Genomic DNA, 15,531 nt, shown 5'->3' on the forward strand with positions numbered 1-15,531 from the left:
TATAGGGGTTATTTTGATAATGCCCAAATTTTGTTTCATTTTGCGCTTTTTTGTCTCGAAGCCTCTTCGTAACACAGCTAATACAGAGGAATTGATAAGGAGAAGACAGACCCCGAAACACCCCTTTTTTGTTCCCGTTTTCACGCTCTCTTTTATCCGTTTTGCAACCGCTTTTAGAATAAAAAACAGAGACACGGAACAGCTTTGCGGAAAAGTCCTGTGGTTATACAGCTATCTCTTTCAGGATTAACATTTTTGTAACCATATCTTAGAGACTTTTTAATTTCATTGCCCTAACTTTGCGACGTGATCGAGGAAAAATAAAACCAATAACTAAGATGAAAAAGATTTCTATTTTACTTGCCTGTTTGTCTCTATACTCCGTGAGTATGGCGCAGCAAGAAACGGAGCAGTCTCGCATAGCGAAAGTCGAACAAAAGATGCAGGAGCAGGAAGAAGCTCTTACACTTTTGAAGAAGCTGAAAGTAACAGGATATGTACAGACCCAATGGCAACACGGAGAGAAAGATGCCGCTCTAAAAGTGGGAGCCAAAAACGAACAGAAAGAAGATACATTCGATCGCATCGGAATACGTCGCGGTCGCATCAAGTTTGCATACGATACCGGGCTTACCTCTTCAGTATTTCAGCTCGATATTACGGAAAAGGGTGTCGGGGTCAAGGATGCCTATGTCAATCTCAAAGATCCTTGGATGAAGAGCAGCTCGTTGCGCTTCGGGGTTTTCGACCGTCCGTTTGGGGATGAGATCGGATACTCTTCCGCAAGGAGAGAGTCCCCGGAACGTTCGCTGATATTCAATACTCTCTTCCCGGACGGACGAGATTTGGGAGCCATGCTTACCCTGCAAGCTCCGAAGGGTTCTCCGCTTAGTTTCTTGAAGTTGGACGCCGGACTTTTTGCCGGGAATGGTCTTAAACAGGAGACGGATAGCCGAAAAGACTTTATCGGACACCTTACCATGACAAAAGATTTAGGCGATAACCTCCGTGTGGGATTAGGGGCATCCTACTACAATGGAGGTGTTTATCAAGGTACGGATAAGGTGTACACCTTTAAGAACGGAGCCTTTGAGCTGAACGAAGACAACGCTAACAAAGGCAGATTTGCCAAGCGCGAATATTATGGCGTGGATGGTCAGTTTCTTCTGCTTTCTCCGCTCGGAATGACGCATTTGCGTGCGGAGTATCTCATGGGAACACAGCCGGGATCGGCGTTAAGCTCGCAAAGTCCCAACGCCTCGACACTTCCAAGCCACGACACATTCATTAGAACATTCAGGGGCGGATACGCCGTGCTGGTACAGGATTTCGGTTCATTGCCTCTGTCGGCAGTGTTAAAGTACGAATGGTATGACCCTAACACCCGAATCTCCGGCAACGAAATAGGAAAAGGTAACAGCAGTCGGGCAGATCTTGCTTACACCACCTTTGGAGCCGGTCTGCTCTGGAAGATCACCGGCAATATCCGTATGCAGGCGCACTACGATATGGTGAGCAACGAAGTGAGCAGTGCTCTCGCCGGGTACGAAAAGGATAGAAAAGACAACGTCTTTACGCTCAGACTGCAATATAGGTTTTGATACCTGAGGGTCTTACGACTCTCGGTTCCATGCTCGAACATCGGCAGCATACATTCCGTATGCTGCCGATGTTTTTTGTTCCCTCTTCTGAAACTTGGTGTAAACCTTTCCGTAAGTTTCGTTCATCCTATTCACATCTTTCTCCAAACAGCTTTAGAAATCTTTTTCAAGGCTTGCCGTGCAGAAATCACGCTTTGAGGCGTGGAAATCAAGGCTCGGTTTTTGAAAATCAAGCCCCGATTTGGAATATCATAAACGTTCAAAGCGACTTTTTAATCCGTTTAGAGGAAGATACAAACCTGTTCAAATCTGTTTGTGATCGGCCCTTTTTCGGTTGCTGTCCGCTTTCCGTTTTTTGTCTCTTTACTCCATTCCGAACCGCTTAACCAAAATGTAACAGAAAGGCAGATGGTGCGTAACATTCGTTCGGTAGTTTTGCAGTGGAAACAGTGAGATATATACAAATTCAAAAAACAGAGAGACATGAAAAAAACAATCTTAGCATCTCTTGCGCTTTTAGCGTTTTCATGGAGTGCCAATGCTCAGCGAGTGAAAGGATCGGACACGGTACTTCCCCTATCCCAAAAGATAGCGGAACAATATATGAAGCAAAACAGATCTGCCACAATATCTGTAACCGGTGGAGGTAGCGGTGTGGGTATATCCGCTCTTCTTGCCGGTACTACGGAGATAGCACAAGCATCACGCAGGATTAAGTTTGACGAAAAACAAAAACTTCAAGAAGGGGGCAAGAGCGCAAAAGAGGTAATCATCGCTTATGACGCACTCGCGGTGGTTGTTCATCCGGGCAACAGGGTAGACAGGCTCACTCGTGAACAGCTCGAAGGGATATTTACCGGAAAGATTAAAAACTGGAAAGAGGTCGGCGGAGAAGATCTGAAGATCGTGCCATACTCTCGTGAGACATCCTCCGGTACTTATGAGTTTTTCAAAGAGAGTGTTCTGAAAAACAAAAACTACATGAACGGCATCATGAGCATGCCTGCTACGGGAGCCATCGTACAGTCTGTAAGCCAGACCAAAGGAGCTATCGGCTACATCGGGTTGGCTTATCTGAACAAGGATGTAAAACCGGTTCGGATCTCCTACGACAAGGGCAAGACATTCACCGCTCCCACGATAGAGAATGCCAAGAACAAGTCTTATCCGGTGGTGCGTCCGTTGTACTACTATTACGAAGCAAAGTCTGCCTCAGCATTGAAGCCCTTTGTGGACTACGTTCTCTCTGCCGATGGACAGAAGATCGTATCCGAAGTGGGCTTTATCCCCGTAAAGTAAGAGGCAAGATCGTATAGCTTACAGCATGAATATGAAGCAACTGAGACGATTTTTTGAGAAAGTAACAGAGGCAATACTGGCTTTTAGCGGTGCTATCACAAGCATCGCTATTGTGCTGATAGTGGTCTTTCTCTTCAAAGAGGGGTTGGGGCTGTTCTCCTCGCCCTCTGTGGAGAAAGGGTATGCGCTTTATCTTCACTCGTCCAACGGCGTAAAGGATCTTTCCGTAACGGACATAAAGAATATTTTCGACTCCGAAGTGGTCTTCTGGGCAGAGCTTGGCGGTAGGGACGAAGAGATTATGATCTTCAGATTTGACGAGATATTTTCGCTCTATTCCGATGAAGAGCTGGGCGAAAACTACGAACATCTTCCCGACAAACTGGCTCAAGTGATCCGTGAGAACCCCAATATCATAGCTTTTCTTCCCGAAAAATATGCTCCCGTAAATGTGCCGGAGGTGAAAGCTCTACCCTATGAGAACATCTCTCTGTCCGATTTCTTTGGCGGAAAAGAGTGGATGCCTACGGCAACTCCTGCGCCTCTGTTCGGTGTGCTACCGCTTTTGTTGGGAACGTTGCTCGTCAGTATCGTGGCTATTCTTATAGCTCTGCCTCTCGGACTTGGTGTGGCTATCTACCTTTCCGAACTGGCAGGAGAACGGGTGCGCAAGCTCATGAAGCCTACCATAGAGCTGCTTGCCGGGATTCCTTCCGTAGTATATGGCTTCTTCGGATTGGTGGTTCTCGTTCCCATTGTACAGGATACGCTCAATCTTCCGGTGGGAGAAACCGCGCTTACGGGAAGCATCATCCTTGCCATTATGGCGCTTCCGACCATCATCACAGTGGCGGAAGATGCTCTGCGAAACACACCCAGAGCGATGCGTGAAGCGAGTCTTGCTCTTGGGGCAACCCGCTGGCAGACCATCTACAAAGTGGTGGTGCCTTACTCTGTATCGGGGATCTCCGCTGCGGTGGTGCTTGGTATCGGACGCGCCATAGGAGAAACCATGGCGGTACTGATGGTTACGGGAAATGCGGCGGTAATGCCTGCTTCTCTGTTGGAGTCGGTACGAACCATTCCGGCAACCATTGCGGCAGAGCTAGGAGAAGCGCCTGCCGGAGGGGCACACTACCGGTCGCTCTTTTTGTTAGGCTCTATTCTGTTTGTCATCACCATGATTATCAGTGTGGCAGCCGAAGTAATATCCAAGAAACAACATAAAAGCGTATGAGAATGGATAAGAAATATACGGAGCGCATAGCTTTTTTGATATTCAGACTGTTGGGATTGCTGGTGGTCTTCACCCTGTTTTGGATTCTCGGTTTTCTTGTTTACAACGGACTGGGAGTGATAAGCTGGGAGTTTCTGACCACTGCTCCTGCCGAGGGTATGACCGAAGGGGGCATCTTCCCGGCGATAGTGGGGACACTCTGTTTGGTGGTCGGGAGCATGATTTTCTCCTTTCCTCTCGGTGTGATGTCTGCGATATATACAACGGAGTATGCCGGAAACGGAATGGTGGTGAAGTTCATCCGGATCATGACCAATAACCTTAGCAGTATTCCTTCCATCGTATTCGGTCTGTTCGGAATGTCTCTGTTCGTGAACACTCTCGGTTTCGGAGACTCCATTTTGGCAGGATCGCTTACGCTCGGACTGCTGGTACTGCCTTTGGTTATCCGCACTACGGAAGAGGCACTCAAGGCTGTTCCGCACTCTTATCGCACCGGTAGCCTTGCTTTAGGGGCAAGCAAACTCCAAACGATATGGAAGATTGTGCTTCCGGCTGCATTTCCCAATATATCTACCGGTCTTATCCTCTCCATCGGAAGAGTATCGGGAGAGACTGCGCCCATACTTTTTACGGTGGCTGCGTACTTCCTTCCCAAGCTCCCGACCGGGATATTCGATCAGGTCATGGCTTTGCCGTATCACTTGTACGTGATAGCGACGAGCGGTACAGACCTTGAGGCTTCTCGCCCGATAGCTTATGGTACGGCTTTGGTGCTTATAGCGATAGTGGTGTGCATGAATCTCCTTGCCTCTTTCTTGAGAAAACATTTCGGGGCAAAAGTAAAAACCAACTAAAAGAAACAAGACAATAACGATGATTGAAGCAAAAAACATAGACTTTTTCTACGGAGACTTCCAGGCTCTTAAAGGGATAAGCATGAAGATGGAACCCAATACCGTAACCGCTTTTATAGGACCTTCGGGGTGTGGTAAATCTACTTTTCTTCGCCTTTTCAACCGCATGAACGATCTGATAGACGATACTCGCCTCACCGGCGAATGCCTTATAGATGGGAAGAATATATACGATAAGTCTTTGCTCATAGACGAGTTGAGAAAAAAAGTGGGCATGGTATTTCAGAAACCCAATCCGTTTCCGAAGTCTATCTTTGAGAATGTGGCGTATGGGCTGAGGGTAAACAGCATGGGAGATAAGAGGTTTATCGAACAGCGTGTAGAGGAGTCGCTCCGGGCTGCAGCCCTTTGGGACGAAGTGAAGGATAAACTCAAAAAGTCTGCCATGGAGCTATCGGGCGGACAGCAGCAGCGTCTCTGCATCGCAAGAGCCTTGGCGGTGTCGCCCTCTATCCTGCTTATGGATGAACCGGCATCGGCTTTGGACCCTATCTCTACCTCAAAAATCGAAGAGCTTATACACTCTCTGAAGAGAGAGTACACGATAGTGATCGTAACGCATAATATGCAACAAGCCGCACGGGTAAGCGATATGACCGGCTTCTTCATGCTGGGCAAGCTGATAGAGTACAGCGAGACAAAGAAGATGTTTCTAAGCCCTAAGGAACAGGCTACACAGAATTATATCACAGGGCGTTTTGGTTAAACAGAAAGAGAATAACAGCTATGAAACATACCGAACAGGAGATGCTCGCCCTGAAAGAGGAGGTGAGGCAGATGTGGAGACTGACACTGTCGCAGCTTGAAAAGGCTAAAGAGGCATTCTTAAACAGTAATATCGAGACCGCTCTGGAGGTTATGAGCAGGGAGAAAAGGTTGGATGCGTTCGACCTGAAAATAGATAGCGACTGCGAAAACTATATTGCTCTTTACAGTCCGGTCGCCATAGACCTTCGTCTTATACTCTCTCTGATAAAGATCAGCAATACTCTCGAACGCATAGGAGACTTTGCGGTGGGTATCGCAAAGCATGTCATAGATAATGATTGCAGTGATGTGGATCCGAAAATATTGGATGAACTGCAGGTGGAACAGATGTTTGACATTCTCATCGGCATGCTTAGCGACAGCTATGTAATACTGGAGTCTGAAAACACAAAGGTGTCCGGCAAAATTCTTGCTCAAGATGAGGCGGTGGATGCTATCTATCACAACGCTCTGGAAAGCCTTGCAGAGGAGATTCGGAAAAGACCCGACTTTGCCCGTTGCGGTCTCAAGCTCTTCCTGCTGATACGTAAAATGGAAAGAATAGGCGATCATTGCAGCAATATTGTCGAGGAACTCGTTTTCTATGTAGATGCAAAGGTGCTGAAACATAGCGGTCAAAAGTTTCCGGAGGAGTGATACGATCCGCTCTGTATAGCGGAAAAAGGCTAACTTTGAAAGGAGAAAAAAGTTGTTTATGACAGAGAAAATACTCGTAGTGGATGACGATAGAGACATCTGCGACATCCTTGAATTTAACATCAAAAGTGAAGGCTTTGGCGTGGAATGCGCTTACTCGGCAGAGGAGGCTCTGGAAAAGCTTGCCGACGGGAGCTGTTCGCTGATCCTTCTGGACGTGATGATGGGAGGAATGTCCGGCTTCAAGATGGCAGAGAAGCTACGCTCCGAAGGCAATCCTATCCCTATCATATTCCTCACCGCAAAGGATACGGAGAACGATATGCTTACGGGTTTTTCTGTCGGTGGCGATGATTATATCTCCAAGCCATTCTCTATAAAAGAGGTGATAGCCCGCATAAAAGCGGTCTTCAAACGTACCAAGACGAAACCGGAAGCGGCGGTTACGCAGAAGAATAAACTCTCTTTCGACCGGCTTGTAATAGATCTTGCCACAAAAGAGGTCTCTATCGAGGGCGAAGCGGTATCGCTAACCAAGACAGAGTTTGAGATATTGGCTCTATTGGCGCAAAAGCCTGACAGACTCTTCTCAAGGGAGGATATCATAGATACTGTATGGCATGAAATGACTTACGTAACGGAGCGAACGGTGGATGTGCATATCACCCGGCTGAGAAAGAAGCTGGGAAAATATGGTGCCGTAATAGTGAATCGCTCCGGGTATGGATACCGATTTAATACCGGAGTTGTCTTATGAAACTGACCTATAAACAGCGTCTGTTCTTCTACATATCCGTTCTTTTTCTTCTCTTTTCTGCGGGAGTGATTCTCTTTGAACAGGCACGAGACCGGAGGTTTAGAACGGAAGCGATGCAGGAGAGACTGCGTACCTACACGGAAATAGTCAATTCCGCTCTCGTGGCAGATGGCAACAACGATCTTCGCCGGCTCGATTCGCTGCTTGCTCTTTTCCCTCAAACCATTCGTCTCAGCCTGATAGACTCGGAGGGGACTCTCTTTTACGACAACTCCTTTCTGGATCTCTCCACACTGACAAACCACCTTTCCCGACCGGAGATAGCGCAGGCAAAAGAGAAAGGAACAGGTACGGATCTCCGCACTTCTGCCTCTAACAGCCGGAAGTATCTCTACTACGCCAAAAGGTTTGGCGATAGATACATCAGAGTGGCACTGCCTTACGACATCGAAGTGGAGCAGTTCATGCAGGCGGATCACACCTTTTTCTACTTCGTGTTGCTGCTTTTTGTCGTTACCCTTGTGGGGGTCAATATGGTGAGTAATCGCTTTGGGGCATCCATCCGTCGCCTAAGAGACTTCATGACGGAAAGCGATAAAGGTGCCGCTCCAAAGCTCAACTTCCCGGATGATGAACTTGGAGAGATCGGTAGTAAGATAACGGAAAACTACCGCCAACTGAGAGAGAGAAAGGAGATAATAGATTTGGAACGAAGCCGACTGCTTCAACACGTTTACAGTTCAAAGGAAGGAATATGCTTTTTTACCCCTGACAAGAAAGTGCAATTCTTTAACGGACTTTTCATTCAATACCTCAACATCCTTACGGATGAACCTACGGGCGAACCATCCATCCTGTTTACGGCTCCGGAGTTTGCCGGAATGCAGAGCTTCCTGAATGAGAATCTTTCCGAAAACTACTTTGAACAGAAGCTCTCAAAACAGGGTAAAAGCTTTGCACTACGCCTTAACAGATTTGATGATGAAGGCTTTGAAGTGATACTGAATGACATAACCAAACAGGAGAAGACACGGCAATTGAAGCAGGAGATGACCGCAAACATCGCTCACGAACTGCGTACCCCCGTTACAAGCATTCGGGGTTATCTGGAAACGGTAATGGAGCAAAACCCGAACGAGGAGAGGAGACACTACTTTATCTCTCGCGCTTTTGGGCAGGCGATGGTGCTGTCCGAACTGATTCAGGACATCAGTCTGATCACCAAAATGGAGGAAGCACCGCAGCTCTTCAAGCAGGAAGAGGTGGATCTCAATCTCTTGTTGGAGAGGCTGAAGAGCGATTTGGCTTCTGCTCTGGAGCAGAAAAGAATGTCGGTGAAGCTGCTTTTGCCGGAGAAAATCTCCGTCTACGGCTCCCGAAATCTCCTCTATTCCATCTTCCGAAACCTCACCGATAATGCCATCAATTACGCAGGAGAAGATACCACTATTACACTTTCTCTTTACAATGAGGACGATCGCTTCTACTACTTCTCGTTTTCGGACAATGGTTGCGGCATATCCAACGAAGAGCATCTCCCTCGTCTTTTTGATCGTTTTTACCGCATATCGGAGGGGCGAACACGAGATACGGGAGGCTCCGGACTCGGTCTCTCGATCGTGAAGAATGCCATAGCATTTCACAAAGGAAGTATCACGGTGAAGAATAGAAAGGGTGGCGGGCTGGAGTTTCTCTTCCAGCTGCAAAAGTAAATCCCTCTCGTAAGTTGCTTACTCCTTTTTTGCCGGTCTTACAATCTTCATCAGCTTGCTTCCCATACAGCTACTGATGTCTGTGGTAACAAACTTACCATTCCAATAGAGCGAGAATATGGTGGCAGGAGAAGGGGCGTCTTGTGCTTCTTGAAGGGTGTCGAGCTTGACGATTTTCAACGGTATGCCCTCCTTTCTTGCCTCTTCTGCCAATACCGTAGCCACATAATACTCGGTGAAAGGACAGCGATTGCTGTAATAGGCAACTAGTCCGGTGCGTTCGTCATCCGGTAATCCTCTCTTTACAGACTCCTTGAAGCAAGGATCGGGAGCGGTATCATCTGTTTTCAAGACAAGGAGAGAGAAACCCTCCGGAAGTGTCTGCACGGTCTTAAAGCCCTGCTTGAGCAACCACTTTGTATCGCTCATGAAGTGATACTTTTTAGTTCCGACCACCGTTACCAATCCGTATTTGCCTTGCTTTCTTGCGTCATCTATTGCGGACTGAAGGAGTCTTTTGGCGTGTCCCTGCCCTTTGTACTGCCCCGATACCCACAGACAGTTTACCATGAGGTAGTTTTCTGCACTCACGGGTAACCATGCTTGCTCGGCAGGCACATACTCTATAAACACTTTGGCTCTGGCGTCTAACTTTCTGAAGATATAGCCTCGTTCCAGCTCCTGTTCCAGCCACATCTTTTTCAGTCTGTACCCTTCTTCGCACTTCTTATCGGAAAACGCGCAACAGATGTGTTCGGTGGGGAGATTTTCTTTGGTGATCGTAATGTAAGATGCTTCCATTATTTTGATGTTTATGTGCTGTTTGGGAGAGGAGAGGACGGCTCTGCAGAACGTGGAAATACGCTTCGGATTTTACCGCATATGATTTTCTCTTTTCCCAAACTCTAAAAGTGATATTCTCCAATAAAGATAACCATTTTTCGTGGACGATCTTTTCTCTCTTTTTGCTCCCTTTTTTCGGGGCTCTCGGAAGAGTGTTTTTATATATTCCATCCCCAAAAATGCCCTCTTTTTTCTCTCTCTCTATTTTGATCGGAAGGGTCATTTTCAGAGCACGACCGAACTGTTAAATTCACTCCATTTTATTAACACAAATTCCGATGCTCGTTAAGCCAAAACGCTAAACGAGCATATTTTGTCGGCTTAACGTGTTTAATTTTTCAATGAACACGTTTAGTGATTTCATTAAACACGTTTACCGGATNTCGGCTTAACGTGTTTAATTTTTCAATGAACACGTTTAGTGATTTCATTAAACACGTTTACCGGATTCGATTAACGTGTTTAGAATTTTTGCTTATAGTGCTGACTATTAGGGTTTTGAGTATTTTGCCCTATTTTTGTCATTTTTCGGTCGAAAAACAAGTTAGGATTCATTTACAGATAGGGGTATTAAAATTTACACCAATTAACGCGAAAACAGGGCTCGAAAACGATCGGGAGGAGAAAAGTTCGGAAATTCGCGATTTCTCATAACGGCTTAATATATAGTAGGATAGAGGCTTTTCTGTTCGCCGAACATGGATGACAGGACAAAATCTCTCTTTGTCGGCAGCCGGTTTCACGAACTCCATTTTTATATAAAAGCTCCCACCGGTAAGACCTGCATTTTCTCTCTTTTTCTCGTACCTTTTGGGGCTGAAAAATAAGAAGGTCTCAAAGGAAATTCCTCTGAGACCTTCTCATCGTTTGTTCTATATTTCAGAACTATTTTGTCTGCTGAACGGTTGCGTAGATAATCTTACGCGCATCAGCCTCTCTTAGCTTTTGTTTTACCTCAGTTACGATACCCATCTTAGTAGACTCGTCTGTTTTCAAGACTGTCGTCATAAGGGCTGCATCCTCTTCGTTCTTTGCTGCTTTTTCTTGAGCAATAAAGTCGAAGATATCATTTGGAGAAGCAAACTCATCATTCAACTGAATTTGAGTTTCAGTACCGTACTTTGCTTGATACATAGACATAGGCTTACCCATGTAGATGTATGTTGCAAGCGACTTCTTCTCCAACTTTGTTATTTCTGTTGCAGCAGGTAGCTTCACCTGAACCATCATAGTTACTTCACGGATAGAAGTTACCATCATGATGAAGAATAGGAATGCAAATACCAAGTCAGGCAATGACGCAGTGTTCAATTCGGGCATTTCTCGCCCGCCACCTTTTAGAAATTTACTCATAACTTAGATATTTATTTTTTCTTGCCTCCGTACTCTTTCGGATTTGCTTCGGAGATTTTTTGTGGATAAAGTTCTACAAGAGCATCAAGCTGTTCCGGAGAAAGCTCTTCAAGTGTCTTGCCCCACTTGTTACGGGCAAAGTCTGCACGCAACTCGTTATAGGCTCTCACAAGAATATTCTGAACAGTGATGTAGTCCGCATACTTTGTGTCCACATTATTAGTTACCGATATCACATGACTCTTGGTTACTTTCATAACGCCAAGCAATGGAATCTCCTTGTCTTCTCTTTCAGGAAGAGTCGGATCATCATTGACGTTAAGGACGAACTCTTTTACCTTTTCTCCCAAACGGCTAAGCTCGATCTCTTCACCGTTACAGAGAACACGTCCGTCTGTGTTCACCAATACTTTAAGCATATTCCTTCTGTTGATGTCCAACTCTATATCTTTTTGATCAGGGGGAAGCGCAGGCGGAAGCGAACGCAAGATCCCTTTATCCGATCCCATAGATGTTGTTACCAGGAAGAATATAAGTAACATGAAAGCGATGTCGGCGGAAGAAGATCCGTTAATTCCGGGAGTTTTTCTTTTTGCCATAATTATTCTGCTTTATATGTTACGTCTTACTTCTTTATGAATAGGTTCTTGATAGCACCAAATAATACTCCGAGGATAGAGAGGCAGATAAGTGCATACGTAGAGTATAGAAGCATATCGGTTCTCTTCAACCAAGTCGGAATGTTATACTGTTGGAAGTCTTGGCTCAAAGGAAGCGGATCTGCACTACCTACTGCATAAGTGATACCCAATAGCGCTGCAAAGAGTACCAATATAACTACTGTGCGTATCGCTTTCTTGGGTGAGTTTTTGAAACTGCTAAAGAACGCTGCTAACCCGAATAGTAGTGTTGCAAGCACGGCAATGATAGCCAACGCGTATGTCCAATACAGCAAAGCTCCGGTATAGACGGGCTCCGGTTTGGCAGCCGCAGGGTCAACAACTCCACCGAAGTAGAATAGCCCCATGACTATCACCGAGATAGCTGCCACTACAAGGAGAGTTATGCTCGATGTTTTTCTTATTTTAGTTACTGCCATGACGGTCTATTATATTATCTCTTAAACTTTAGGTTATACTTCACGATGAAGTCAACAATACGGATAGAAGCATCTTCCATCTTGTTTACAATGCCTTCAAACTTAGAAAGAAGGTAGTTGTAGAATACTTGAAGGATAAGAGCTACTACAAGACCACCGATAGTGGTGATAAGAGCGATCTTCATACCGGAAGCTACAACTGTCGGAGAGATGTCGCCGGCCTTAGCGATGTCATCGAATGCTTGAACCATACCAACCACTGTACCCAAGAATCCAAGAGATGGAGCCATTGCGATGAAGAGTGTGATCCAAGAAAGGTTCTTTTCCAAAAGACCTGCTTGTACACCACCATAAGAAACGATAGAACGTTCTACTACGTCCAAACCTTGGTCGATACGAAGAAGTGCTTGATATGCAATAGATGCAACAGGACCGCGAGTGTCGCGAGCAATATTTTTAGCTGCTTCTACATCTCCTTTATCTAGAGCCGATTCAACCTCTGCAAGGAATTTGTCATTGTTTGTGTCGGCAAGATTGAGATAGATGATTCTTTCCAATACAAATGCCAAACCAAGGATAAGAGTGATGATTACCAATGACATAAATGCAGGACCACCCTCAATGAACTTTGTCTTAAGCTCTTGGTGAAATCCGCCTTCTACCATTTCTGCTTCAAGAGTAGCAGGAGCGGCGTCTTCTGTTGGAGTATCCACAGTTTGAGTGGTTTCCTGTGCTACTTGATCTTGGGCACTTACTACCTGAGGTAGGGCTAGAGTAAAGAAACCCATCAATGCGATACTAGCTAAAAATCTTTTCATTGTGCGTTTGTTTTTAGATTAGAGATTTAAATTATTTGTTGTTTATTCCTTTATTTCACTGTGGGTTTACTCATTCAACCCTTTGCGGAGAGAAAGGGATTCGAACCCTTGATACGTTTTGCGTATACACGCTTTCCAGGCGTGCCTCTTCAGCCACTCGAGCACCTCTCCTTGTTATCTGTGCGATGTCTCACACCATACAGAGTACAAATCTATGTTTTTTAATTGACATACGCACTATTTTGGGCTATTATTTCTTTCACATCCAAAAAGGAAATGTTAAACAAGTCCAAATCAAAACAGTGTTGTCAAGTCTCTAAGTTAAATAATTTAACCGAATTGACCAATAATTGTGCGGATACTTCTGCTTCCGGTTTTCGGTATATTATTGATAACTCACTGATAATCAGATGCAAGTATGAAGGCTCATTTCGTTTGCCTCTGAACGGAACGGGAGAAAGATATGGCGCATCCGTTTCTATTACCACTCTTTCGAGCGGAATGGAGCGAGAGAGAAAGTCGCGCAGGTCGGAGTTTTTGAATGTTACCACTCCGCTTATTCCGACAAAGGCATTGGTCTCGCTGTCTATACGTTTCAGTTCTCCGGGAGTGCCGGTAAAGCTGTGAAATACACCGGAACATCTGCCTTCTCCTGCCTCTTTATAGATGTCTATGGCATCTTCCACCGCACTTCGGGTATGGATACTGAGAGGGAGGTTATACTCCTTAGCCCATTCGATCTGTGTGGCAAATGCTTCCTGTTGATGCTGTTTGAAGGTGGTGTCCCAATAGTAATCGAGCCCCACTTCGCCCACTCCGTAGTAGCGGGACAGGGTTGGAGCTTGAAGCTCTGCCCGGACAAACGCCAGCTCTTCTTTGTAGTTTTCATCCACAGATGTGGGATGAAGCCCCATCATCGGCAGTAAAACCTCCGGGAACTGCCTTACAGACTCTTCGAGTTCGGGGAATGAACTTCTATCTATATTAGGAAGAAGCATCCGGCTGATGCCCGACCGCATCGCTCGCTCTACGACATCGGGAAGATCCTCTTTGAATGCTTCTCCGTAGAGATGCGTGTGTGTATCTATTATGCGAGATGATTGCATTGTTATATCTATGTTTTTGCTGAGTCTTGGTGCAGGGTGTTCATTGGTAATGAGGCATCTGTTTTCTTCTCAAAAGATGAGGCTTTGAGACATCTGCCGAACCTGTTTATTTCTACCTCTGAACGTTGATAAAAGCTGCACCGAACGGGTTAAAAAGTTGTATTCAAAGTTTGAATCCTGAAAAACAAGTGCTGAATTTTGCAAATCAAAGCCCGATTTCGGGAAATCGAGTCTTGATTGCAAAATTTTTTTATGTTTAAGAGAAGATTTGAACAGGTTAAAAAGAAGATTTGAACCTATTCAGATCCGGTTTCGGGCTTATGGAGGAAAGTGCGTTGTCGTTCTCTCTGTCTCGACGGATTCCCGATGGTGTTCATTCGGAGGCTCTCCAAGAGGATCAGTGATTTCTCTCCGAAAGCGATCGGATCATCTTTATCAATTCATCAAGAGGTGCTCTGTTGGGTACATCAAGCTCTTCGGAGAGAGAGACTGCCTGCTTGGAGAGCCCTTGTATCATGTCTCGGATCAGCTTGTCTACCTCATAACGCACATAAAATTCCTTTACACGCTCTATCCGTTTGCTCTTATCTTCGGTTGCAAGAGCAGCTTCCCATGCTTTGGTTTCTCCTCTCGACTCTGCGATTTTTGCCGTCTGAATCATCAAGAACGTCTTTTTGCGCTCTATGATGTCTCCACCTATCGGTTTGCCGAATGTTGCTTCGTCTCCGAAAGTGTCCAGATAGTCGTCTTGGAGCTGGAAGGCAAGACCGGTGGTTACTCCTATTTGATAAAGAAGCCGGGTATCTTCTTCGGATGCTCCGGCGGCTATTGCACCCAAGCCGAGTGCGCCTCCCAAGAGGACGGATGTTTTAAGCCGGATCATCTCCATGTATTCGTCCACGCCCACTTCGGTTGCGGCTCTTTTCTCAAAGTCCATATCGTACTGCTGCCCCATGCATACCTCTCTGGCTGTCCGGCAAAACATCTCCTGCAAACGGCGGAAGTCGGATGCTTGAGAGCGAGCTAAGATTTCGTATGCCAATACCAACATGGCATCTCCGGAGAGGATCGCGGTGTTGGCATCCCACTTTTTCCAGACGGTTTGTCTGTGTCTGCGTGTGGCGGCATCGTCCATCAGGTCATCGTGCAGGAGGGTAAAGTTGTGAAACACTTCCACTGCAGCTGCCACGGGATAGGCTTCCGTGTCCGGATGCTTGCCACCCATCATTTCGTAGGCTTGCAGTACAAGTCTCGGACGGATGCGTTTTCCGGGTACTTCCAGAGTGTATGAGATGGGGAGGAAGAGGGTTTGAGGTTCTTCTTCAGGGATCAGACTTAGCAGATATTCCTCGAAAGGGATTTGGGAAATTGAAGATGTCATAAGT

General features: G+C 45.9%; 15 protein-coding genes and 1 tRNA gene. 8 read left to right on the forward strand and 8 right to left on the reverse strand.

The window, feature by feature from the left end:
• Positions 1–338: 338 nt before the first annotated feature.
• From HQ29_RS04050 to HQ29_RS04085, 8 genes are all read left to right on the forward strand, one after another.
• Positions 339–1,601, forward strand: a complete 1,263-nt coding sequence (locus HQ29_RS04050) for a porin family protein (protein ID WP_036867679.1) — start codon at positions 339–341, stop codon at positions 1,599–1,601.
• A 483-nt stretch (positions 1,602–2,084) separates the two neighbouring features.
• Positions 2,085–2,900, forward strand: coding sequence for a PstS family phosphate ABC transporter substrate-binding protein (locus HQ29_RS04055; protein WP_036867681.1), 816 nt, complete (start codon positions 2,085–2,087; stop codon positions 2,898–2,900).
• Positions 2,901–2,940: 40 nt separating this feature from the next.
• On the forward strand, positions 2,941–4,137 hold the full coding sequence (gene pstC / locus HQ29_RS04060; protein ID WP_036867914.1) for a phosphate ABC transporter permease subunit PstC: 1,197 nt from the start codon (positions 2,941–2,943) through the stop codon (positions 4,135–4,137).
• 2 nt (positions 4,138–4,139) lie between these two features.
• Entirely contained in the window at positions 4,140–4,994 is an 855-nt protein-coding gene (gene pstA, locus HQ29_RS04065) for a phosphate ABC transporter permease PstA (protein WP_036867683.1), read from the forward strand.
• 19 nt (positions 4,995–5,013) lie between these two features.
• Positions 5,014–5,760, forward strand: a complete 747-nt coding sequence (gene pstB, locus HQ29_RS04070; RefSeq protein ID WP_036867685.1) for a phosphate ABC transporter ATP-binding protein PstB — start codon at positions 5,014–5,016, stop codon at positions 5,758–5,760.
• Positions 5,761–5,780: 20 nt separating this feature from the next.
• Complete coding sequence (gene phoU, locus HQ29_RS04075; RefSeq protein ID WP_036867687.1) at positions 5,781–6,458, forward strand: phosphate signaling complex protein PhoU; 678 nt, start codon at positions 5,781–5,783, stop codon at positions 6,456–6,458.
• Positions 6,459–6,516: 58 nt separating this feature from the next.
• Positions 6,517–7,215, forward strand: a complete 699-nt coding sequence (locus tag HQ29_RS04080; protein WP_036864123.1) for a response regulator transcription factor — start codon at positions 6,517–6,519, stop codon at positions 7,213–7,215.
• On the forward strand, positions 7,212–8,927 hold the full coding sequence (locus HQ29_RS04085) for a sensor histidine kinase (RefSeq protein ID WP_036867689.1): 1,716 nt from the start codon (positions 7,212–7,214) through the stop codon (positions 8,925–8,927). The genes HQ29_RS04080 and HQ29_RS04085 overlap by 4 nt, the downstream gene beginning before the upstream one ends.
• Before the next feature lie 18 nt (positions 8,928–8,945).
• Here HQ29_RS04085 and HQ29_RS04090 read toward each other — a convergent pair whose 3' ends face one another.
• The 8 genes from HQ29_RS04090 to HQ29_RS04125 form a co-directional block, all read right to left on the reverse strand.
• The gene (locus HQ29_RS04090) at positions 8,946–9,728 is read right to left on the reverse strand and encodes a GNAT family N-acetyltransferase (RefSeq protein WP_036867691.1); all 783 of its coding nucleotides are present in this window, start codon (positions 9,726–9,728) and stop codon (positions 8,946–8,948) included.
• 927 nt (positions 9,729–10,655) lie between these two features.
• Positions 10,656–11,123 carry an ExbD/TolR family protein gene (locus HQ29_RS04095; RefSeq protein WP_036864116.1) on the reverse strand — a complete coding sequence of 156 codons (468 nt, stop codon included), beginning with the start codon at positions 11,121–11,123 and terminating at the stop codon, positions 10,656–10,658.
• 11 nt (positions 11,124–11,134) lie between these two features.
• Positions 11,135–11,725 carry an ExbD/TolR family protein gene (locus tag HQ29_RS04100; protein WP_152565504.1) on the reverse strand — a complete coding sequence of 197 codons (591 nt, stop codon included), beginning with the start codon at positions 11,723–11,725 and terminating at the stop codon, positions 11,135–11,137.
• A gap of 23 nt (positions 11,726–11,748) precedes the next feature.
• Positions 11,749–12,222 carry a hypothetical protein gene (locus tag HQ29_RS04105; RefSeq protein ID WP_036864113.1) on the reverse strand — a complete coding sequence of 158 codons (474 nt, stop codon included), beginning with the start codon at positions 12,220–12,222 and terminating at the stop codon, positions 11,749–11,751.
• Between the two features lie 14 nt (positions 12,223–12,236).
• Positions 12,237–13,040: a MotA/TolQ/ExbB proton channel family protein gene (locus HQ29_RS04110; RefSeq protein ID WP_036791408.1), complete on the reverse strand. Its 804-nt coding sequence runs from the start codon at positions 13,038–13,040 to the stop codon at positions 12,237–12,239.
• Between the two features lie 85 nt (positions 13,041–13,125).
• Positions 13,126–13,211, reverse strand: a tRNA-Ser gene (locus HQ29_RS04115).
• Between the two features lie 137 nt (positions 13,212–13,348).
• On the reverse strand, positions 13,349–14,146 hold the full coding sequence (locus HQ29_RS04120) for a TatD family hydrolase (RefSeq protein WP_036867693.1): 798 nt from the start codon (positions 14,144–14,146) through the stop codon (positions 13,349–13,351).
• Between the two features lie 397 nt (positions 14,147–14,543).
• A complete protein-coding gene (locus HQ29_RS04125; RefSeq protein ID WP_036867695.1) occupies positions 14,544–15,527 on the reverse strand; it encodes a polyprenyl synthetase family protein in 984 nt (327 codons plus the stop codon).
• Between the last annotated feature and the right edge of the window lie 4 nt (positions 15,528–15,531).

The organism is Porphyromonas canoris, assembly GCF_000765975.1.
Lineage (GTDB): Bacteria > Bacteroidota > Bacteroidia > Bacteroidales > Porphyromonadaceae > Porphyromonas_A > Porphyromonas_A canoris.

Bases quoted from the DNA above. Each gene is read 5' to 3' on its own strand.
- HQ29_RS04050 (WP_036867679.1), top strand. From the start codon at position 339: ATGAAAAAGATTTCTATTTTACTTGCCTGTTTGTCTCTATACTCCGTG.
- HQ29_RS04055 (WP_036867681.1), top strand. From the start codon at position 2,085: ATGAAAAAAACAATCTTAGCATCTCTTGCGCTTTTAGCGTTTTCATGG.
- pstA (WP_036867683.1), top strand. From the start codon at position 4,140: ATGGATAAGAAATATACGGAGCGCATAGCTTTTTTGATATTCAGACTG.
- pstB (WP_036867685.1), top strand. From the start codon at position 5,014: ATGATTGAAGCAAAAAACATAGACTTTTTCTACGGAGACTTCCAGGCT.
- phoU (WP_036867687.1), top strand. From the start codon at position 5,781: ATGAAACATACCGAACAGGAGATGCTCGCCCTGAAAGAGGAGGTGAGG.
- HQ29_RS04080 (WP_036864123.1), top strand. From the start codon at position 6,517: ATGACAGAGAAAATACTCGTAGTGGATGACGATAGAGACATCTGCGAC.
- HQ29_RS04085 (WP_036867689.1), top strand. From the start codon at position 7,212: ATGAAACTGACCTATAAACAGCGTCTGTTCTTCTACATATCCGTTCTT.
- HQ29_RS04090 (WP_036867691.1), bottom strand. From the start codon at position 9,728: ATGGAAGCATCTTACATTACGATCACCAAAGAAAATCTCCCCACCGAA.
- HQ29_RS04095 (WP_036864116.1), bottom strand. From the start codon at position 11,123: ATGAGTAAATTTCTAAAAGGTGGCGGGCGAGAAATGCCCGAATTGAAC.
- HQ29_RS04105 (WP_036864113.1), bottom strand. From the start codon at position 12,222: ATGGCAGTAACTAAAATAAGAAAAACATCGAGCATAACTCTCCTTGTA.
- HQ29_RS04110 (WP_036791408.1), bottom strand. From the start codon at position 13,040: ATGAAAAGATTTTTAGCTAGTATCGCATTGATGGGTTTCTTTACTCTA.
- HQ29_RS04120 (WP_036867693.1), bottom strand. From the start codon at position 14,146: ATGCAATCATCTCGCATAATAGATACACACACGCATCTCTACGGAGAA.
- HQ29_RS04125 (WP_036867695.1), bottom strand. From the start codon at position 15,527: ATGACATCTTCAATTTCCCAAATCCCTTTCGAGGAATATCTGCTAAGT.